The 20017-nt window shown below is 57.3% G+C and carries 24 protein-coding genes (1 of these 24 only partly in view); 23 read left to right on the top strand and 1 reads right to left on the bottom strand.

Going from position 1 to position 20017, the window contains the following annotated elements:
- The 22 genes from QGH30_01825 to QGH30_01720 form a co-directional block, all read left to right on the top strand.
- Positions 1-1781, top strand: the 3' portion of a protein-coding gene (locus tag QGH30_01825; GenBank protein ID MDP7021079.1) for a putative glycoside hydrolase. It extends 205 nt beyond the left edge of the window; 1781 of the gene's 1986 nt are visible here — the last part of the coding sequence; the start codon falls outside the window, past its left edge; the stop codon is at positions 1779-1781.
- 54 nt (positions 1782-1835) lie between these two features.
- Positions 1836-2534, top strand: a complete 699-nt coding sequence (locus QGH30_01820; GenBank protein ID MDP7021078.1) for a YIP1 family protein — start codon at positions 1836-1838, stop codon at positions 2532-2534.
- A 139-nt stretch (positions 2535-2673) separates the two neighbouring features.
- On the top strand, positions 2674-4725 hold the full coding sequence (gene fusA, locus QGH30_01815) for an elongation factor G (GenBank protein ID MDP7021077.1): 2052 nt from the start codon (positions 2674-2676) through the stop codon (positions 4723-4725).
- 8 nt (positions 4726-4733) lie between these two features.
- Positions 4734-5483, top strand: a complete 750-nt coding sequence (locus tag QGH30_01810) for a YebC/PmpR family DNA-binding transcriptional regulator (protein MDP7021076.1) — start codon at positions 4734-4736, stop codon at positions 5481-5483.
- An 8-nt stretch (positions 5484-5491) separates the two neighbouring features.
- Positions 5492-5977 carry a crossover junction endodeoxyribonuclease RuvC gene (gene ruvC, locus QGH30_01805; protein ID MDP7021075.1) on the top strand — a complete coding sequence of 162 codons (486 nt, stop codon included), beginning with the start codon at positions 5492-5494 and terminating at the stop codon, positions 5975-5977.
- The gene (gene ruvA, locus QGH30_01800; GenBank protein MDP7021074.1) at positions 5974-6570 is read left to right on the top strand and encodes a Holliday junction branch migration protein RuvA; all 597 of its coding nucleotides are present in this window, start codon (positions 5974-5976) and stop codon (positions 6568-6570) included. The genes ruvC and ruvA overlap by 4 nt, the downstream gene beginning before the upstream one ends.
- A gap of 1 nt (position 6571) precedes the next feature.
- Positions 6572-7615, top strand: a complete 1044-nt coding sequence (gene ruvB, locus QGH30_01795) for a Holliday junction branch migration DNA helicase RuvB (protein MDP7021073.1) — start codon at positions 6572-6574, stop codon at positions 7613-7615.
- Positions 7612-8661 carry a tRNA preQ1(34) S-adenosylmethionine ribosyltransferase-isomerase QueA gene (queA, locus tag QGH30_01790; GenBank protein ID MDP7021072.1) on the top strand — a complete coding sequence of 350 codons (1050 nt, stop codon included), beginning with the start codon at positions 7612-7614 and terminating at the stop codon, positions 8659-8661. The genes ruvB and queA overlap by 4 nt, the downstream gene beginning before the upstream one ends.
- Entirely contained in the window at positions 8658-9797 is a 1140-nt protein-coding gene (gene tgt / locus QGH30_01785; GenBank protein MDP7021071.1) for a tRNA guanosine(34) transglycosylase Tgt, read from the top strand. Before queA ends, tgt begins: the two co-directional genes overlap by 4 nt.
- A gap of 11 nt (positions 9798-9808) precedes the next feature.
- Complete coding sequence (yajC, locus tag QGH30_01780; protein ID MDP7021070.1) at positions 9809-10096, top strand: preprotein translocase subunit YajC; 288 nt, start codon at positions 9809-9811, stop codon at positions 10094-10096.
- A gap of 7 nt (positions 10097-10103) precedes the next feature.
- On the top strand, positions 10104-10625 hold the full coding sequence (gene def / locus QGH30_01775) for a peptide deformylase (protein ID MDP7021069.1): 522 nt from the start codon (positions 10104-10106) through the stop codon (positions 10623-10625).
- A gap of 16 nt (positions 10626-10641) precedes the next feature.
- Entirely contained in the window at positions 10642-11589 is a 948-nt protein-coding gene (fmt, locus tag QGH30_01770; protein ID MDP7021068.1) for a methionyl-tRNA formyltransferase, read from the top strand.
- Positions 11586-12890 carry a 16S rRNA (cytosine(967)-C(5))-methyltransferase RsmB gene (gene rsmB, locus QGH30_01765; protein MDP7021067.1) on the top strand — a complete coding sequence of 435 codons (1305 nt, stop codon included), beginning with the start codon at positions 11586-11588 and terminating at the stop codon, positions 12888-12890. Before fmt ends, rsmB begins: the two co-directional genes overlap by 4 nt.
- Complete coding sequence (locus QGH30_01760) at positions 12883-13605, top strand: PASTA domain-containing protein (protein MDP7021066.1); 723 nt, start codon at positions 12883-12885, stop codon at positions 13603-13605. The genes rsmB and QGH30_01760 overlap by 8 nt, the downstream gene beginning before the upstream one ends.
- Positions 13577-14266: a ribulose-phosphate 3-epimerase gene (gene rpe / locus QGH30_01755; GenBank protein MDP7021065.1), complete on the top strand. Its 690-nt coding sequence runs from the start codon at positions 13577-13579 to the stop codon at positions 14264-14266. Before QGH30_01760 ends, rpe begins: the two co-directional genes overlap by 29 nt.
- 202 nt (positions 14267-14468) lie before the next feature.
- Entirely contained in the window at positions 14469-15062 is a 594-nt protein-coding gene (gene rpsP / locus QGH30_01750; GenBank protein ID MDP7021064.1) for a 30S ribosomal protein S16, read from the top strand.
- Between the two features lie 2 nt (positions 15063-15064).
- The gene (locus QGH30_01745) at positions 15065-15301 is read left to right on the top strand and encodes a KH domain-containing protein (GenBank protein ID MDP7021063.1); all 237 of its coding nucleotides are present in this window, start codon (positions 15065-15067) and stop codon (positions 15299-15301) included.
- A 17-nt stretch (positions 15302-15318) separates the two neighbouring features.
- The gene (gene rimM / locus QGH30_01740) at positions 15319-15810 is read left to right on the top strand and encodes a ribosome maturation factor RimM (protein MDP7021062.1); all 492 of its coding nucleotides are present in this window, start codon (positions 15319-15321) and stop codon (positions 15808-15810) included.
- A gap of 7 nt (positions 15811-15817) precedes the next feature.
- Positions 15818-16543, top strand: coding sequence for a tRNA (guanosine(37)-N1)-methyltransferase TrmD (trmD, locus tag QGH30_01735; protein MDP7021061.1), 726 nt, complete (start codon positions 15818-15820; stop codon positions 16541-16543).
- Between the two features lie 14 nt (positions 16544-16557).
- On the top strand, positions 16558-16908 hold the full coding sequence (gene rplS / locus QGH30_01730; GenBank protein ID MDP7021060.1) for a 50S ribosomal protein L19: 351 nt from the start codon (positions 16558-16560) through the stop codon (positions 16906-16908).
- Positions 16909-16925: 17 nt separating this feature from the next.
- Positions 16926-17864 carry a ribonuclease HII gene (locus tag QGH30_01725; GenBank protein MDP7021059.1) on the top strand — a complete coding sequence of 313 codons (939 nt, stop codon included), beginning with the start codon at positions 16926-16928 and terminating at the stop codon, positions 17862-17864.
- Positions 17788-18105, top strand: coding sequence for a YraN family protein (locus QGH30_01720; GenBank protein MDP7021058.1), 318 nt, complete (start codon positions 17788-17790; stop codon positions 18103-18105). Before QGH30_01725 ends, QGH30_01720 begins: the two co-directional genes overlap by 77 nt.
- A gap of 1 nt (position 18106) precedes the next feature.
- Here QGH30_01720 and QGH30_01715 read toward each other — a convergent pair whose 3' ends face one another.
- Positions 18107-18328 (bottom strand): hypothetical protein, encoded by a 222-nt coding sequence (locus tag QGH30_01715; GenBank protein ID MDP7021057.1) that lies wholly within the window; start codon positions 18326-18328, stop codon positions 18107-18109.
- 190 nt (positions 18329-18518) lie between these two features.
- Here QGH30_01715 and QGH30_01710 point away from each other — a divergent pair, with 190 nt between their 5' ends.
- Positions 18519-19994, top strand: coding sequence for a YifB family Mg chelatase-like AAA ATPase (locus QGH30_01710; protein ID MDP7021056.1), 1476 nt, complete (start codon positions 18519-18521; stop codon positions 19992-19994).
- Positions 19995-20017: the final 23 nt, after the last annotated feature.

The following is a 20017-nucleotide window of genomic DNA, read 5'->3' as shown; positions in this document are numbered from 1 at the left end:
CGCTTTTCTTTCACCAGATTCGGCAACTGAACCCTGAGCAGAAGATCCTGGTCTACTTCAATCCGGTGTTGGTTACGGAAATTCCCAGGTCGGCTCCCGGAGAACTCGAGTACGATTACTACGAGGGTCTGCATCCTGAGTGGTACGCCTATACCGAATTCGGGGATCCGATTTCATACTGGCCCAGCACCTTTCACATGAACATCACCCGCCACTGCCCGGAGGTGGAAGGCCTGAGCTACCGGGACTATATGCTGGGCTTCATTGAGGAGCGGTTCTTCCCTCTTATCGAGGAGGGAGCGATCGATGGCATATTCCTGGATGAGATGAGCGGCGGAGGATATCTCTGGTGGGATCCGCTCTTTGAAGGCACCTTTGATTACAACAACGATTCTGTCCCCGACGAACCGGACAGTGTTGCGGTCTGGTTGCTGGAGGGTCTCATCGAGGTGGCCGATTTCGTGGGGGGCAACAACCCTCCCGGCTCCCTGATTCAGGGCAACAACTGCAAACCCTATCATGGAGGACTGGATGGCAAGTTTTATGAGGCCTTTCCGGCATTCTGGGAGAACGATCTTCCCGGCTCACTCCATGATCTGGATATCTGGAACTCCGTACAAGGGGCGCCGAATGCCATCACGGTGAACGGGCTTCATCCCAGTGACAACATCCGTCGCTTTCGACACCGATATACGGCCAGCCTTCTCTCGGACAACTACTTCAGCTACGACCATGACACCTATGATCACTTCCAGCTCGATTGGTTTGAGCTCTTCGATTTCGAACTGGGCTTCCCCCGGGGCCATCGATACACCCTTCTGGAAGATCCCCTGATTGTGGAGGATTTCGAACTGGGAATGGGCCATACAGTGATCCCGTCAGATTCTGTGAACTGGTCGTATTCAGACAATCCTGATCATGTGATCCAGGGCGAGAAGAGCCTATACCTGGAGAGCCAACAGGAATACGAGTACCCTTTTCTGGCGGAGATCCAGCTTTCGAATGGATTTACTCCGGATCAGCCCTATGTGATCTCCTTCCGCTACCGGGTTCTGGACACCGAAGCCGAGCACGGGAAGATCTGGCTCAAGGCCTGGGATCTGAGCGGAGATCCGGCCAGCGCTCTCAGTTCCGTGGAGGCAAAGGTGGAAGCGGGGGCAGAGGGCCTCTTTCGAGCAAAGATGAATCTGGAAGATTTTCCGGACTATCGGCTTTATCTCCGTTCCCATGAAAATGTAACCCTGCTTATCGACTCTTTGACGGTTGTGGAGGGTAGGGGGGGACTCTGGGCCAGAGACTATGACTACGGCACAGTGGTCTGCAATAACAGCGAGATGAGCAGGATCCTGCCCTACAATCCCGATTGGGTCATGGTCGATGCTGACCTGCAGAGAGAACATAATCCGGGTTGGCAGGTGGGGCATCCCATCTACCTTCCTCACGAAGATGGCCTGGTCTTCCGCCGGGCGGAGGTATGGACTTCCTCTCCCCCGGTTCCAACGCAGAAGCTCCGGCTGGAAGGTCCCTGGCCCAATCCGGGGAACCCGGCCTTTTCCCTGCTCTTGCAGGGCAGGGAAGGCGAGAGAGCGGAGGTGTCGCTTCACGACATCCGGGGGCGACGGATTGCAAGTCTCTGGAGTGGGCCGCTTGGGCCGGACGGCCTTCGTCTTGATTTCCGAAGCGGACAGGCGCCGCTTCCGTGCCTGGCGGCAGGGCTCTACCTGATCCGGGTGGAGAGTGAGGGAGAGACCCTGTCCCGAAAGTGGCTTCTGCTCCCCTGATTCTTGACATTCCTGCGGGTCTGTGTCCTTCTTTGGTCTCACAAGGAGGGTCTCATGGAAGCGTTGATGTCATTTCTGAAGGTATTCTATTCCCCCATGGAAGTGTTCCATTCGATCGAGCGGGGGATGAAGCCCTGGGCGGGCTTGCTGGTCTATCTTCTTCTCGCTTTTCTTATCATTTCCATGATGGCTCCTCTCATGCAGGAGATGGCCAGAAGCTCCATGCTGGAAAGCGGGCAGGTGGCCCTCGAGGATGTAGACGCAATGATGTCCTCTCCCGTGATGGTCTTTTCCCTGAAGGTCGCACCGACTCTGGGATTTCTTTTCAACCTGCTGGTCATGGCCTTCTTCCTCTGGCTTGCCTTTCTGGTCTTTTTCGGCGCGGTTCCTTTCGGGAGAATCTTCACGCTGGCCCTCTACGCCGGTTTTGTGGATCTCCTTCTGGGGCTCCTGAACAATGTGTATCTTGCGACAACGAGCCCGGAGATCTCCTCTCATCTGGATCTGGCAGCGGTCTCCCTGAATCTGAGCCTCGGTGCCTTTTTTGACCCCTTGAGTTTCCCGGGAGCCTTCCTCAGTCGCTTCGGACTCTTTCAGGTCTGGAAGATCTGGCTTCTGGTCGCAGGTTCATCCGTAGTGCTCGACCGGGAGCGTTCGAAGACTCTCTGGCCGGTACTCATGATCGCCATTCTCGGCGCTCTCTTTGCCGCATTTACATCCACTCTTGCGGGGAAATTCGGTGCCATGGGCTGATCCTTGAATCTCACCTGCGCTCGTTGACAGGGCAGAGCGACGGTGATACCTTGCAATTTCCCTGCTTTCAAGGGTGAATCAGGATTCCGTGGCCCGCATGCCGCGGGTGCTTCCACGTAACAGGAAGGTTGGAAAGAAGATGAGTTTCGAGACCCGGGATATCCGCAATATCGTTCTCCTTGGACACCAGAGTGCCGGCAAAACAACACTTGGGCAGGGAATACTCTATGTGACCGGATCAACCTCCCGACTCGAGCGTGTGGATGAGGGGAACAGCAGTCTCGATTTCGATTCGGATGAGATCGAGCGCAAGATGTCTCTTGTCGCAAGCGTGGGCTGGGGTGAATGGAAAAAGAAGAAGATCAACTTCATCGATACTCCCGGATACGATGATTTCCGCGGGGAAGTGGTCTCCGCGCTTCGTGCGGTGGAAGGAGCCATTCTTCTGGTTCGCGCCGATGGCGGTGTGGAAGGGGGAACGGAAAAGTCCTGGGAAGTTCTGAATGATCAGGGAATGCCCCGCATCATCTTCATCAACCGGATGGACAAGGAGCACGCCGACTATTCGGAAACTCTGGGTCAGATCCGGGAGCAGCTTCTTGGCTCTTCCGTGGTTCCTTTTCAGGTTCCCTTTGGCTCCGGGCCAGCCTACACGGGCTACGTCGATCTCGTTCACATGAAGGCCTATGAGTTCGATGCGGACAATACACCGAAAGAAACGACCATCCCTGAAGGCATTGCGGACGAAGTCGAGGAACTTCGTTCTGTTTTGGTGGAGGGAGCGGCCGAGGCCAGCGAAGAACTGATGGAGAAGTTCTTCGAAGAAGGAACCCTGAGTGACGAGGAAGTGGTCGAGGGTCTTTCGAAGGGAATCCGCGAGGCGACCCTCTCGCCGGTTCTCGTGGGAGATGCCTACAACGGTCGCGGTGTCCGTATGCTGATGGATGAAGTCATTGAACTTCTTCCCTCCCCTGAACAGCGTCCCCTTGAGTTCGATGGAGAAACGATCGCGGCCGATGCCTCCGGAAAACCTCTGGCGCTGGTTTTCAAGAACATCAATGAGATGAATCTCGGAGACCTTTATTTCCTGCGCGTTTTTTCCGGGACTCTTGAGCATGGCAAGGACTACCACAACCTCAGTGCAGACACCGGGGAGCGAGTGGGGCAGGTCTATCAGTTGACCGGCAAGAACCGGAGCGAGATTCCCAGTCTGGTGGCCGGCGACATCGGTGCAACGGTGAAGCTGAAGAACACCAAGGTGGGGGATACGCTTGGCAGAAAGGGCGAGAAGCCACTGCCGGAGTTTCAATTCCCTCAGCCCATGAACGAAATGGCGATCTTTGCCTCGAGCAAGGGCGATGAGGAAAAACTGGGAACGGGACTGAACCGCCTGGCTCATGAGGATCCTAGCTTCTCCTTCCGCTTCGATCCGGATGTGAAACAGAGCATCCTCTCGGTGCAGGGAGACACGCAGATGGATGTCATCCTCCACCGACTCAAGAGAAAGTTCAATGTGGGGGTCGAAACGGAGAAACCCCGGATCCCGTACCGCGAGACGATCAGTAAACCTGTGGATACACACTACCGGCACAAGAAGCAGACCGGTGGGCGCGGGCAGTTCGGGGAAGTGTATGTGAAGTACGAGCCCCTGACCCGTGGCGATGGCTTTGAATTCCTCAACGAGATTACGGGCGGAGTGATCCCCGGCAAGTTTATCCCTGCAGTAGAAAAGGGAATTCGTGAAGCCATGGAGGCGGGTGCAAACTCAGGCTTCGTGGTGGTGGATGTGCGAGCTCGTCTGCACTTCGGTTCTTTCCACAATGTGGACTCCGATGAGCACTCCTTCAAACTGGCCGGTGCCAACAGTCTGAAAGAAGGCGTGAAACAGGCGGCCCCGATCCTTCTTGAACCCATCTATGATCTGGAGATTACCGTTCCCGATGAGAATCTGGGAGATATCATGGGAGACATTTCCGGGCGCAGGGGCAGGATTGTCGGAACCGATCAGTGCGGCAAGTACCAGATCGTGAAAGCTTCCGCTCCTCTTGCAGAACTGCACAAGTATGGAACCCAGCTTCGTTCGATCACCGGGGGCAGGGCCAGCTTTTCCTGGAACTTCTCTCATTATGATCCGGTCCCTCACGATCAGATGGAGAAGATTCTTGCGGAGGCGGCTTCCTCCGACGATTAGGAGAATCGATGTCCGGTCATTCCAAATGGTCTACAATCAAGCACAAGAAGGCCCGCCTCGACGCACGTCGGGGCAAGGTCTTTACCAAGCTGATTCGTGAAATCACGGTGGCCGCCAAGATGGGTGGCGGCGATCCGGAGATGAATCCCCGGCTTCGCACGGCCATTGCCGCAGGCAAGGCTGCGAACATGCCACTCGAAAACATCACCCGTGCAGTCAAGAAGGGAACCGGCGAACTGGAAGGGGTGATCTACGATGAGATCACCTACGAAGGTTATGGTCCGGGAGGCGTTGCCATCCTTCTAGACACCCTGACGGACAACAAGAATCGCACGGCTGCTGAAGTGCGCCATGTCTTCGGAAAGTACAATGGCAAGATGGCAGAACCGGGTGCGGTGGCCTGGATCTTTGAAAAGCGGGGAGTCATCCGGATTGCCACAGAAGGGCTGGAGGAAGACGAGTTCATGATGGCCGCCCTGGAAGCTGGAGCCGAGGATATCCAGCCGGAGGGGGACAGCTTTCAGGTCATCAGCCTTGTTGAAAACTTCAACGTGGTTCAGAAAAATCTCGAGGCAGATTATGAATTCGAATCCGTGGGACTTGAGAATCTCCCAAAGACCACGGTGGCCGTTGAGGAATCAGAGGCAGCCGGTGTTCTTCGCCTTCTGGAAATGCTCGAAGACCTTGATGATGCACAAAAAGTGACCGCCAACTTTGATATCGACGACGAGGTCATCGAGAAACTCGCAGAAGAATAAGGAGTCCCATGCCCCGAATCCTCGGTATCGATCCCGGCCTGAGGCACACGGGTTTTGCCTTGATCGACTGCGAGGGTTCCCTCTTCCGTCACATTGACTCCGGGGTTATTTCCCCCGATCCAAAACTGGAGATCCAGGATAGGCTTCTGATCCTCCACCAGGGGATCCTGGATGTTCTCAAACGCCACTCTCCCGATGCATGCGCCGTAGAAAATGTCTTCTATCACAAGAACCCAAAGAGTATGCTCCTTCTGGGACAGGCGCAGGCTGCCTCTGTGATTGCGGTGGCCAGCGCAGAGATTCCCCTGACGGGTTATGCGCCCCGGGAGATCAAGTTTGCCCTGACCGGGCAGGGAAGCGCAGAAAAGGAGCAGGTGCGGTTTATGGTGGAGAGAATCCTCGGGATTGGCCTCAAGGATTTACCGGATGACCAGAGCGATGCGCTGGCAGTGGCAATCTGCCATGCGGGTCGTGCCAAAGAGGCCCACGCATGATCGACTCCCTGAGAGGTATTCTGCGAGCCAGTGGAGAGAATCTCATCCTCAGTGCAGGGCCGGTTTCTTTTCTGCTCCATAGTTCCCAACGGAGCCGTGATGAGCTTCTTCGGGAAAGCGGGGCTCAGGAGGTCTTTGTCACTCTGCTGATCCGGGAAGACCGCATGGAACTGGTGGCCTTTGCACGCAGGGATGAACGGGACCTCTACCGGATTCTTACAGCGATCTCCGGAGTGGGAACTCGTCTGGCTCTTTCCATCCTTTCCACCCTGTCTGTGGAAGAACTGGCCGGAGCCGTGCGTGCCGGCGACGAGCGGCTTCTCTCCACGGTTCCGGGAGTAGGGCGCAAGAAGGCCAGTAGACTGCTTCTGGAATTGAAAGACCGTCTGGAGAGTTTCCTTCCTGCGGATCTTTCTGCGACAGTTTCTTCCGCAAAGGGCGATCCCCGGCGCGAAGAGGTACTCATGGCACTTGAGGGTCTGGGGATTCCCCGGACTGAGGCGGCTCGTCTTTTTGACACTCTGCCCCGGGACGAAAACCTGCCGGTTGAGGGTCTGATTCGGGAGGCCCTGAAGGCAGGAGCAAAGGTCTAGCATGGCACAGGAAGAGACTCGCATTTCCAATCCAGTAGCGGCGGCTCCCGAGAGGCGAGAGGAAACCTCTCTCCGCCCGCGAAGTATGGATGATTTCGTAGGCCAGAAAGCCCTGAAGGACAATCTCCGTGTCTTTATCCAGGCTGCCCGAGGCAGGGGCGATGCTCTGGATCATGTTCTCCTTTATGGACCTCCGGGTCTCGGCAAGACCACTCTGGCCGGCATTCTTGCAGAGGAGTTGGGGGTTCCCTTCAAGTCCACCAGTAGTCCGGTTTTCCAGAGCCCTGCGGAGTTGGTCGGACTCTTGACACAACTGGAAGAGCGGCAGGTTCTCTTCCTTGACGAAATCCATCGACTGAACCGGGTCATTGAGGAACACCTCTACCCGGCCATGGAAGACTATCGATGTGAACTGATCGTGGATCGAGGGCCGAACGCACGGCAGTACAGCCTTCCCCTTCCTCCTTTCACTCTGGTGGGAGCGACCACTCGCGCCGGCATGATTACTTCTCCTCTTCGAAGCCGCTTCGGAGTGGTAGCTCGTCTGGAGTTCTATTCCCCGGAGGAATTGACCAGGATTCTTGTACGCAGTGCCCGTATTCTGGAACTGGAGTCCGATGAGGACAGTCTGGAGATCATTGCGAGCCGAAGCCGTGGCACGCCGAGAATCGCCAATCGCCTCCTGCGTCGCTTGCGGGATTTCGCAGAAGTCGAGGGCAGTGGGCGTGTCACCCGCGAGATTGCCGAGTTTGGACTGGAGCGACTGGGCGTGGATGCGAGTGGTCTGGATGAGATGGATCGACGGATCCTTCGCACCCTGATCGAGCATCACGGGGGCGGCCCTGTGGGTGCCTCCACCCTTGCTATGGCTCTGGCCGAGGAAGTGGAAACTCTGGAAGATGTCTATGAGCCCTATCTGATTCAGCAGGGCTTTCTCAACAGAACTCGCAGGGGGCGTGTGGCCACGGCGAGAGCCTGGGAGCAATTGGGTTTGACTCCTCCGGATCGCTCGACTTCCCCCGGACTCTTTGAGGATCCTGCGTGAGTTCGACTCTTGGGGACTACGATTTTTCTCTTCCGCCTGCCCTGATTGCCCAAAGACCCGCGGAGAAGAGAGACGCAAGCCGACTGCTTGTCATGAACCGTTCCGATGGCGGTCTCGATCATCGGCATTTCCACGATCTGTCCCGGTATCTGGATAAGGGCGACATGCTCATCGTCAACAATGCGAGAGTCCTTCCGGCCCGGTTTCAGGGGCAGAGAGAAGGGAGCGGGGGAAAGGCGGAAATTCTCCTTCATCGACCGATGCCGGACGGATCCTGGTTGGCTCTGATTCGCCCTTCAAAGCGAATGAAACCCGGCTCCTTTTTTGTCGGTGCTGGAGGATTGCGGATTCGTATCGCTGAGGAAGTGGAAGAGAGCCGCCGGGTCTTTCTTGAAAGTCCGGAGAGTTGGGAAGAAGCCATGTCCCTGGCAGGGGAGATTCCCCTGCCGCCCTACATCGAGCGCAGTGCAGATGAACGCGACCGGAAAGACTATCAGACGCTCTTTGCCAGTGAGCCGGGAGCGGTGGCGGCCCCAACGGCAGGCCTTCACTTCAGCGAAGCACTTCTTGAAAAACTTCGGGATCAAGGAGTTCGAAGGGGAGAACTGTCTCTCTTTGTCGGACCGGGGACTTTCCTTCCCGTTCGCAGCGAGAATCTGGAGGAGCATCCGATGCACCGGGAAGCCTTTCAACTCCGCGCCGAACTCCGAAGAGAGATGGAGGAGGTTCGGGCTGCGGGGAAACGGGTGCTGGCCGTGGGGACTACGGTCGTTCGTGCCCTCGAATCCTTGAGCGAAGAGGAGTGGAACTCTTCGGAGGACCTGTCTTCGGATACCCAACTTTTCATCCGTCCTCCTTTTCAGTTCCGCAGGGTCGACGGGATGATTACCAATTTTCATCTTCCCCGCTCCACCCTGCTTATGCTGGTTTCTGCCTTTTGCGGGAGGGAAGCACTGCTCTTGGCCTATCGGGAAGCCGTGGATCGCGGCTACCGTTTCTATTCCTATGGGGATGCCATGTTGATCAGCGATGGGGGAAGCAAATGAAGCCCTTTTTTGAACTGCAGGCTTGCTGCCCGGAAACCGGAGCGCGTGCGGGCATCCTCCACACGGATCATGGTGACATCCCCACGCCGATCTTTATGCCGGTGGGGACGCAGGCCACGGTCAAGTCACTGGGCTCACAAAGCCTGCGGGACCTGGATGCTTCGGTCATTCTCGCCAATACCTATCATCTTTATCTCCGGCCCGGCACGGAGATTCTGGAGGAGGCCGGCGGGATCCATCGCTTCATGTCCTGGGATCGTCCGGTGCTGACAGACAGCGGAGGATTTCAGGTCTACTCGCTCTCGGAACTGAACAGGATCAGCGAAGAGGGGGTGGATTTCCGCAGCCACCTGAGCGGAGCAAAGCACTTCCTGAGTCCTGAAGATATTATCCATGCTCAGGCCTCCATCGGAGCGGATATTATCATGCCTCTCGATGAGTGCATGCCCTATCCCGTGGACCGGAGTTATGCTGAAGATTCCACATCCCGTACCCTGCGTTGGGCGAAAAGGAGCCGGGACACTCTTGGCAGCTCTTTCCAGCACCACGGTTATCAGCAGCGTCTTTTCGGGATTGTGCAGGGATCGACCTTTCCGGTTCTTCGGCGGGAGAGTGTAGAGAGAACCGTGGAACTGGATTTTCCCGGTTACTCCATCGGCGGACTGGCCGTCGGGGAGCCGAAAGAGGAGATGCTGGACCTTGCAGAACTCTGCGCAGGGCTTCTTCCGGCCGATCGTCCTCGCTATCTGATGGGAGTCGGTTTCCCGGAGGATCTACTGCGAATGGTCTGTCGCGGGATCGACATGTTTGATTGCGTAATGCCCAGCCGGAATGCAAGGAAGGGCACGCTCTTTACACGCAAGGGGCGGCTGGTGGTGAGGAACGCTCCCTACGCACGAGATTTTGAAGCGGTCGATCCGGAATGTGCCTGCCCCTGTTGCCGCAACTACAGTCGTGCTTATCTGCGCCATCTCTTCAAGGCTGGTGAGATCCTCGGGATGCAACTTGCAACTCTCCACAACCTGTACTTTTATCTGGATCTGATGCGAAAGATGCGGGAAGCTATCCTCGAAGGTCGACTTTCCGCATTTGTGAAGGACTTCTTTCTCGATTACGAGATGGCTACTGAAAAATGAAAGGTGATGCCGTGAGTTTCTTTCTCCAGACTGCCGCACCCGCTCCCATGATGGGAAACTTCCTCTTTTTGGGCCTTATGTTTGCGGTCTTTTTCTTCCTGATCATCCGTCCCCAGCAAAAGAGGGCGAAGGAACATCGCGCCCTACTGGAAGGCCTTTCCCGGGGCGACAAGGTGATGACTTCCGGCGGGATTTTCGGAACTGTCGACAGCGTGAAGGACAATGTCGTGGTTCTGAAGATCAGCGAAAACACGAAAATTGAAATCCTCAAGGACAATGTGTCCGCGAAGACCTCCTGACCGTTCGATGGATCTGTCCCTGTCCTATTTCGGAGATCCCTTTCTCAGGAAAGCCACTCGCGAGGTCAGCGAGTTTGGAGATCCGCTGCGTGCCTGGCTCCCCAGAATGGTGGAGATCATGAGAGCAGAGGCGGGAGTTGGTCTGGCGGCCAACCAGGTGGGACTGGATCTGTGCTTCTGCATCGTGATTGCGAATGTGGACGAAGAAGACAGGGAAAGGGACGAGATTCTTCTGATGGCAAATCCCCGGATACTGGAGAAGTCCCGGAAAGAGGTCCTGATCGAAGAGGGCTGTCTTTCCATTCCGGGGATTCGGGAAGATGTTCGTCGTCCCGACAGGATTCGGGTACGATTTCATGATATCGAAGGAGAGCTTCGGGAACTGGAGACAGGAAATTTCCTTTCCCGGGTTATCCAGCATGAGGTGGATCATCTCGACGGTCTCCTCTTTGTCGACCGTCTCAGTTCCGCAAAACAGGCTCTCCTGAAAAAGAAACTGGCGGAAATTCGCGAAGAGCACTCCGACTGATTGAGTCGGGAGGGACATGGACTCTCTCCGTATTGTATTTTTGGGCACTCCCGAACTGGCGATTCCCTGCCTGGAGGTTCTCCACGGGGCGCAGGATGTGGACCTGCGGCTTGTGGTGACTCCGGGAGACCGCCGCAGGGGAAGAGGCCGTGCCGCAAGCCCGACGCCTGTGGGGCAGAGAGCCGGTGAACTGGGGCTTCCCCTCTTGAAGTGGGAACGCGGCGACCGGCTCAGCGTGGAAAAGGCTGTTCGGGCAGAAGCCCCGGATCTGGTGATTGTACTCGCATTTTCCCGCATCCTGAAAAGCACCTTTCTGGAAATCCCCCGACTTGCCTGCCTGAATCTGCATGCCTCCCTTCTTCCCTGGGGCCGCGGAGCCAGCCCGATCCAGCAGGCCATTCTGGAGGGACTGCCCCGATCCGGGTGGACAGCCATGAAGATGGACGAAGGACTCGATACCGGAGAGATTCTGGAACAGCATCCCCTTGAAATTGCTTCTCGCTGGACCGCAGGGGACCTTCAGGAGGCACTGAAGGAGACATCCGCGGGCTTTCTCATGGAAGTTCTCCAGAAATGGAGGGCCGGGGAAATTCAGTCTTCCCCGCAAAAGGAGGAAGAGGCCACTCATTGCCCGAAGATTCCTGCTTCTGCAGGGGCGATCGACTGGAATCGGAACGCTGTCGAACTGGAGCGCAGAATCCGGGCTTTTGATCCTGCCCCCGGCTCCTGGTGCAGAAGGGAAGGGAAGCGTCTGGGCATTCTGAACGCAGAGATTCTTAGCGAGGACGAAACTACCCGTCCCGGAGAGGTTCTCTCTGCGTCGGATGAGGGTCTTGATGTTAGCTGTGGGAAGGGAGTGCTGAGGATCCTGCACCTGCGTCCTGAGGGCCGCAAGGCGCAAGCGGTCGCCGATTACCTTCGAGGCCGTCCCCTGGCGGCTGGCAGCATTCTGGAGCAGGGATGAAGATCGCTCCGGTACGAAGGGCCGCACTGGAATTCCTTCGGGAGGATCGTTGGCTGCATGCTCCTGACTGGGACCGCTTTCAGGAGAGGATTCTGGATGAGTTTCCTCTGGAAGACAGTCGTGACCGGCGACTGTTCACCCATCTCGTTTCCGGTTCGGTTCGCCTGAAGCAGAGGTTGGACGCCCGCCTTCGCAGGCTCACAGGAAGAAAGAAGTTCGACTCTGCCGTTCTTGCCTCTCTGCGTTTGGCGCTCTATCAACTGGAGGAGAGCGACAGGCTCCCGCCCCATGCGATCGTGCATGATGCGGTGGAGTGGGTGAAACAGACCGGGAATCAAAGGCTGGCTGCCTGGGTCAATGCGCAATTGCGCAACTATCTTCGCGAGGGTCTCCCGGGTCGGGATCCGGATCCTGAACGCAGTCCCCTGAACTATGCCGTGGATGTGCTGAGCTATCCGCGCTGGCTGGCCCGGCGCTGGATCGGAGAACTGGGGCGGGAGCGCGCCCACAGAGTGATGGACTCCATGAACGGGCGAAGCGGCATCACCTTCCGATGGAATCGCAGGCGAGAAGGGCTGGAGGAATTTCTTCGCTCTCTGGAAGAAGAGGGCCAGAACTTCCTTCGACCTGCATCCAGTCCTTTTGCCTTTCGCTGTCTGGGCGCGGTGACCCCGCGTGTCTGGGAAGCTCTGGAAGACGGAAAGCTCTCCGTTCAGGATGAGGCAGCGCAAAGGGTGGCTCCGCTTCTGGCTTCAGCGGGGGGAGAGATCTGGGCAGACCTATGTGCCGCTCCCGGCGGGAAGACCGGACACCTTGCAGAGTTGGCTATGGAAGAGCAGCGTCTGATTGCTCTGGACCGCAGTGAAGTGCGCATGGAGAAAGTCCTTGCCAACCTGAAGCGGCTCGGATTTTCTGAAGTTGAATGCCTCAGTGAGGATCTTCTGGAAAGGGAACCGATTCTCTCTGATGGAGTATTGCTGGATGCTCCCTGCTCCGCTCTGGGAGTTCTTGCCGAGAATCCTGACGCTCGCTGGAGGAAATCAGAAGCACAGATCGTGGAACTTGTGGAATTGCAGTCCCGGCTTCTGGACCGCGCTTCCCAGTGGCTTCGCCCCGGAGGGCGGCTTGTTTATTCGGTTTGCACACTGAGTCCCGAGGAGACCCGCTTGCAGATAGAAGCATTTCTCGAACGTCACCCGGATTTTCAACTCGATGCAGAAGAACCCGGTTTCCTCCTCTGGCCTGATGAGACCGGCGGCTCCGGTTCCTACGCAGCTTGCTTCCGGAGGACGCATGGCTAGGAAGCGAGTTTTTCTTTTTCCCCTCACACTCATTCTCTCTCTTTCACTGGGCTACCTGTTGCTCGACCAGGTGCTCCACCGTGTAGTCCGAAGTTCCGGTTCTCATCCCATGCCGACTCTTTCCGGGCTGCCTCTTGAAGAAGCCAATGCTCTTTGTTTGGAGCAGGGCCTGGTCGTGGAACTCAAGGCCAGAGAGTACGATGCTCGCCTGCCCGAGGGATTTGTGCTTCGCCAGTCTCCGGCTCCCGGGCGGCAGGTCAAGGCGGGCCGCAGGGTGAAACTGACACTCTCCTCCGGTCCCGAGATGATTCTGGTTCCGGAACTTCGGGGAGAGAGTGAAAGACAGGCAGTGCTCAGTCTGGAAGATCGCGGTCTTCGTCCCGGAGATCGCCTGAGGGTTTCGGGTCAAATCCCGGCCGGTCAGGTCCTGGCGCTTCGCCCTCCCTCGGGCCGGCGACTTCCCCGGGGAAGCCGTGTGGATCTTCTGCTCAGTGCGGGGGAGGAGACTCCTGTCTATCTCCTGCCTGACTTTCAGGGAAAAAGTCTTCTGGCAGTTCGGGAGCTACTCTCGGCTGCATCTTTGCCGAAGCCGAAAGTCCGATTTCGCTCGCTTCCCGGTCGGAAGTCCGGGAAAGTTCTGGAGCAGAACCCTCCGGCGGGAAGCCGGATCGAAAAGGGGGACAAACTTGAACTGGTGGTCTCATCTGGATCCTGAGAAACTCTCCATTGCTCCTTCTCTTTTGGGGGGCGATCTGGGAGCCTTGTCTTCGGAAGCCGAGTCCGTGGAGGCTGCAGGAGCGGATCTCCTGCATCTCGACATCATGGACGGGCACTTCGTTCCCAACCTGAGTTTCGGCCCCGGAGTCTGTGCCGCGATTTCCCGGAGCAGTTCTCTTCCTCTGGACGCCCATCTCATGATATCGAATCCGGGAGACCTCCTGGAGGAATACCTTCGTGCGGGTTGTCATGGAATCACCCTCCATGCTGAGGCGGTGGAAGATCCGCTTCCTCTTCTTCGAGAGATTCGAAAGCTGGGGGGATTGCCCGGACTGGCCCTGAACCCCGATACGGAACTTCCCGGGGAGGATTTTCCCTGGGAGGAACTGGACCTGCTTCTGATTATGAGCGTGTTTCCCGGTTTTTGCGGGCAGAAGTTCCTGCCGGAAGTTCTGGAAAAAGCGGAAAAGTCCCGGAATCTGAGAGAGTCGAGGGGGCTGAATTTTGCGATTTCCATGGATGGGGGGCTGGGAAAGGAGCAGGCGGCCTCTTGTCGAGCTGCGGGCGTGGACATTCTGGTGGCCGCTTCTGCTGTCCTGGGCGCAGAGGACAGAAAATCGGCCATTCAGGGGATTAGGGAGGCTTCTTCCGGTCCCTGATTTCTTGCTCTGCGGGGGCTTGCACACCCTCATAAGTTCTGCTATATTGCCGACTTTCCAACTCGGTCGTGAGATTCTGACTCTCCCGCATCTGGGGGAATGTGTCCGAAAACGCGTCCTGAACGGATTCCATTGAGAAATCAGCTCTCCCGGGAGTCTGCAAAGCAGTCTCAGTCCCGGTGGGCATAGCGGAGGTACTAGATTGTCGGCTACGATTCGACTGACCCGCATGGGTGCGATGAAGCGCCCCTTTTACCGCATCGTGGTGCTGGATTCCCGCAAGCGCAGGGATGGCCGGTACCTTGAAAACCTGGGAACCTATAACCCGGTGCCCGCCCAGGCTGAAATTACCCTGAAAGAGGACCGGATTCTCTACTGGCTCGGCGAAGGTGTTCAGATGAGCAATACCGTCGAGAGCCTTCTGCGCAGTGCCGGTATTTTGGAGAAGCACTCCTTGCTCAAGAGCGGCGTTTCCCCGGAGGAACTGGACAGTCGCCTGGAGGAATGGAAGAGCAAACAGCCCAAGCCTGAAGAAGGCCGTCTGAGCCGCGCTGACAAGAAGGCCCAGAAGAAGACGGACATTGCGGCTGCCAAGGCAGCGGAAGAGGCCGCGGCCAAGGCTGCCGAAGAAGCTGCTGCCAAGGCTGCCGAGGAAGAAGCGGCGGCCGCCAAGGCTGCCGAGGAAGCGGCGGCTGCGGAAGAAACTCCCGCGGAAGAAGCCGGGACTGAAGAAGAAGCTGGCGCCGAGGAGGCTCCCGCAGAGGAAGCCGCCCCCGAAGCTTCGGAAGAGACGTAGCGATGGATCAGTTGATACGCTTTGTTGCTGACTCTCTGGCGGACTTCCCGGAGAAAGTCCAGATCGAGATGGAAGAGAGCGAAGGGGATCTGACCTATACCCTTTTGGTAGAACAGAAGGACTTGGGAAGGGTGATCGGTCGTCACGGGAAGACGGCAGAGGCCATCCGGACGCTTCTCTCCACGAAGAGTCACCAGGAAGACCGTAGGGTCTTTCTTCGGATTCGGGAACTGGACTAGGTCTCGTGCGACTGGAATTGGGTCGGGTCGTCCGATCAGTCGGACTGAAAGGCGAGTTCAAGCTTCTCCTTTCCCAGGACTTCTGGCCCGAGGTTCTTGATTCCGCTCAGCTTCGGCTTGAGGGGGCGGATCTTGGGAAGCCCGCAAGAATCCTGTCCAGGCGTCCAGCAGGAAACTGTTGGGTTCTGGGGCTGGAAGGGATTGAAAGTCTGGAAGAAGCGGAGAGTCATCGGGACTGGATCCTCGTTTTTGAGGGGGAAACCCTTGATGTGGAGGATCCACCGGAAGTCCTGCCCTTTCAGATTGCCGGATTTCAGGTTCTTCTCCCCGATGGACAAAAACTCGGGGAAGTTCGGGGTCTGGAAATGATCCCGGCCCAGCATCTCCTGCTGGTTCAGGGCGAGGAGAAGATGTACCGGATTCCATTCGTGGAGCCGATCGTCAGGGATCTGGATTTGAAAGAACACCGGATTCTGATTGATCCTCCCGACGGTCTGCTGGATCTCTAGGAGGGCCATGGTCATCAACGTGGTCACGCTTTTTCCGGACTTTCTGGAAACGGCTGTCCAAACGGGGATTCTCGGCCGAGCGATCCGGAACCAGGTGGTCGAGTACCGTTTCGTAAATCCAAGGGATTTTGCGAAAGATCGCCACGGAACGATTGATGATGCGCCTTATGGAGGCGCCGCAGGAATGATCCTGATGGTGGAACCTCTGGTGAAAGCCATCGAGTCGATTCAGGAGAAAAGCGATCATCCGGGTCATCCGGTGATTTTCCTTTCTCCCAGAGGCCGTCCCTACAAGCAGGAGACAGCCCAGCGTCTGAGCCGGGAAGCGGAAATTACCCTGCTATGCGGGCGCTACAAGGGAATCGACGAGAGAGTTCGCGATCTGGTGATCAGCGAGGAGATTTCTCTCGGGGATTACATTCTGACGGGAGGGGAACCGGCCGCAGCGGCAGTGATCGACTCGGTCGTTCGACTTCTCCCGGATGTGATGGGTGATCTGGAATCTGCGGAAACGGATTCCTTTGGAGAGGACAAGATGGGCCTGCTTGACTGGCCCCATTACACTCGCCCCGAGGAGTTTCGGGGTCTGACGGTTCCCAAATTGCTTTTGAGCGGGAACCACGCAAAAATCGAGGAGTGGCGAAAAGAACAGTCCCGGCTTCTTACGGAAGAACATCGGCCGGACCTGCTTCCTTCGTTGAATCATGAAGACCCGGATGAACCCGGGTTGTAGACCGGAGGTAGACGGTGAACATCGTCGACACGATCAACAGCCAGCAAATGAGAAACGAATTTCCCGACTTCAATGTGGGGGACACCGTACGCTTCAGGGTCCGGGTTGTCGAAGGCAGCAAGGAACGTTATCAGCCCTTCCAGGGGACAGTGATTCAGCGCCGCGGGAGCAGTGCAGCCGCGACCTTCACCGTGAGAAAGATCTCCGGGGGTGTGGGCGTTGAACGGGTATTCCCCCTGCACAGCCCGAGCATCAGCGAACTCGAAGTCCTCAGCCGCGGCAAGGTTCGCCGCTCCAAGCTCTACTACCTGAGAAAGCTGAAGGGCAAGAAGGCCCGGATCTCCGAGCGCAGGGACAGCAAGTAGTCAGGGTGGAGAGGAACATGAATATTGACCGGGACCTTCCTGAGGTTCCGGTCTTTTCATGGGATAAACCGGAGAGCTTTCTTGCTTCCCCGCTCCCTCTTCAAAGGAAGTATCTCGAATCTCTTCCCTTCGAAGAGCGGGAGCCCTGGATTCTCCTTCTTGAAAAGGATCCCCGGAAGGGTCGTCAGAATCTGGCCTCTCTCTTGCGAAGACAGGAGGCCGGTGAGCGGCTTCTCCTTCAGCGTTTCCGGGAACTTCGCGACTTTGACAGGGATCGAGCGAAGGGCCGTATTCTCGCAGGTGTTGACGAGGTGGGCAGAGGACCCCTGGCAGGTCCGGTAACTGCGGCCGCCGTGATTCTTCCCCGCGACTTTCATGCGCCGGGACTGGATGATTCCAAGAAGCTGGGGCCGGCGGCTCGAGAGAAGTGGGCGGAGGAAATCCGGAAGGAAGCACTGGCCTGGGCCATCGCAGACCTTCCTGCCGGTGAGATCGACCGGGTCGGGATTCGCAAGGCGGTGGACCATGTCATGAGAGAAGCGGTTATGCAACTTCCGCTACAGCCCGAGCTTCTTCTGGTAGACGGCAATCACTGCCCTTCCGGTTTGCCCCCTTCGGAGGCTCATGTGGGGGGTGACCGCAGAAGCCTCTCCATTGCTGCGGCCTCCGTTCTTGCGAAGGTGCATCGGGACCGCTGGATGAAATCAATTTCCCTCCAATATCCCGACTACGGTTTCGACTCTCACAAAGGCTACGGTTCCTCCTCCCATGAGGATGCGATTCGTCTTCACGGCCCCTGCCCGATTCATCGAAGGAGTTTTCTTGGGCGAATCCTCGAAGAGAAATCGTCGCGCTCTTCTCGGAAGGCTCGGGGAGAGGATGGCAGAGAGCTTTCTGGAGATGACAGGCCATGTCATTCTCTCAAGGAACCTGATCGTGGATCGCCACGAGATTGATCTCCTTGCAAGAGAAGGGGACTGTCTGGTTCTCGTGGAAGTGAGGATGCGAAGCGGCAGGTCCTTCGGTACTTCACTCGACAGTATGCATCCCGGGAAATTGCGCAGGCTTCATTCCGCGATGCAGAGAGTGCAGTGCCGGATGCATTGGAATGGAGAAATGCGGCTGGACCTGATCACCATTGACGGATGCCCCGAAGGCGGACAACTGCAGTTGGAACATTACCGGGGGATTGCCTGAACTAGAAGTCCTCTTCTTCGAGAGGCTCGAGGATCTCGTCCATTTCCTCGAGATCCCCTTCGTCCACATCTGTGGCGACCTCGCCGGTCTCGGAAACATCCCAGGTCTCCTCTTCGTCGACCTCCACTTTTCCATTACCCATGCAGAAGCTGCACTCGTCGTCTTCGACCATTCCGGTGCCGCCACATTCTTCGCAGTTCACCAACCTGGTTTCTTCGCTCATCCTCTTCTGACCTCAATCGGAAAGTCCTAAATGGGAACAGCCCAAGAATGCAAAACTCGAGGGGACTGCGTCAAGAGTCTGGACGCATTTTTGGGAACTGTCCGGCAAGTTTTCCAAATCGGCCTGTTTCCTTCTGCCGGGCTTCAAATCCACCGGCTCGTGATTTGCAAGTCCCCGGAAGGAGGTCTAGATGCACTGTCGCTGGAGTGGAGGAAGTCTCCGCGGGCTGGAGGCGATTCCGGTTCGAGTGGAGGTTCAGTTCAGTCGGGGAATTCCCTTTCTCGCTCTGGTGGGTCTGGCCGGCGCGGCAACCAGGGAGAGCCGTGACAGGGTTCTGGGCGCCCTGAAAGAGAACGGCTTTTCTCCGCCAAGGGGCAGGGCCACGGTCAATCTCGCGCCTGCAGAAGAGCCGAAGGAAGGTGCTTCCTTTGATCTTGCAATCGCTCTGGGTCTTTTGGAAGTTTCCGGACAAGTCAGGGCGCAACGAGGGAAAGACTGGTGGATTCTCGGAGAGCTGGCTCTCGATGGAAGCCTTCGCCCGGTTCGCGGTGCTCTGGCTCTTGCCTATGCTGCCAGGAAGGCGGGAGCTGCGGGGGTCTTGCTCCCTTCGGGCAACCGGGAGGAAGCTGCTCTCATCGAGGGCATTCCCGTCAGGGTGCTGGACAATCTACGCGAGGTGATCGAGTGGGTGGAAAAAAAGAGGGAGGCTCGATTGCCTATCTCCACCGGGAATAGCAGCAGCCACTCTCCCGGAGAACCGGAACCATTGCCCCTGATCGAAGGGCTTCCGCGCCTTGAGCGGGTGCTGGAGCTGGCGGCCCTTGGCGGGCATCACCTGCTTCTGGTCGGGTCTCCAGGAAATGGCAAGACACTTCTTGCCCGGACTCTGGCGACACTTCTGCCGGACCTTGCTCCCGAGGAAAAGCGGGAAGTGATGGCCTTGCGTTCACTGGCCGGACTGCCGCTTTCTGTTCCCGGCCCTCGTCCCTTTCGAAACCCTCACCACGGGATCAGTCTGGCCGGTTTCCTCGGATCAACGGGGCGGGGCGGAAGGCCGGGGGAATTGAGCCTTGCCCATCAGGGCCTTCTATTTCTGGATGAGATTCCAGAGTTCCATCGCAATGTTCTGGAGGCGCTTCGGGGTCCTCTTGAAAGTGGCTCCTTTGTACTGAGTCGAGGCGCTGGCAGGATCCGGTGGCCGGCCAGAGTTCAAGTGGTGGCGGCCATGAACCCCTGCCCCTGTGGGCAGAGCTTGCGGGGAGAAGAACACTGCCGATGCATGCCTTCACAGGTCCGGCGCTATCTGGGTAAAGTTTCCGGCCCCCTCCTCGATCGTCTGGACCTTGTTCTGGAAGTTCCTCCCTGGAGTCCTTCCAGGGAAAAGGAGCAGGGAAGAAGGACCGCCAGATCAAGGGTCCTGGAGTCGAGAATACGACTGCTCCAGAGTTCCCCCAGGATTGAAAAACCGGAATCTGACTGGCTGGACCGGCAACTCGAATCTCTGGGATCCAGCTTTCGTCTCCGTCTCAAGGTGCGTTCCCTCTCGCAAAGTATTGCCGCTTTGGACGATGTGGAAAGGGTGTCTCGGCCCCAACTGCTGGAAGCTCTGGAACTGGGACTGGAGCAGAGATTGGCGATCGCCGCAACGCTGGGCAGCCCTGTCTGATACCCCCGGAGTCTCTTCCTTGC

The organism is Candidatus Krumholzibacteriia bacterium (assembly GCA_030748535.1).
Classification (GTDB): Bacteria; Krumholzibacteriota; Krumholzibacteriia; order JACNKJ01; family JACNKJ01; genus JASMLU01.
This window is presented reverse-complemented; position numbering and strand designations above follow the sequence as displayed.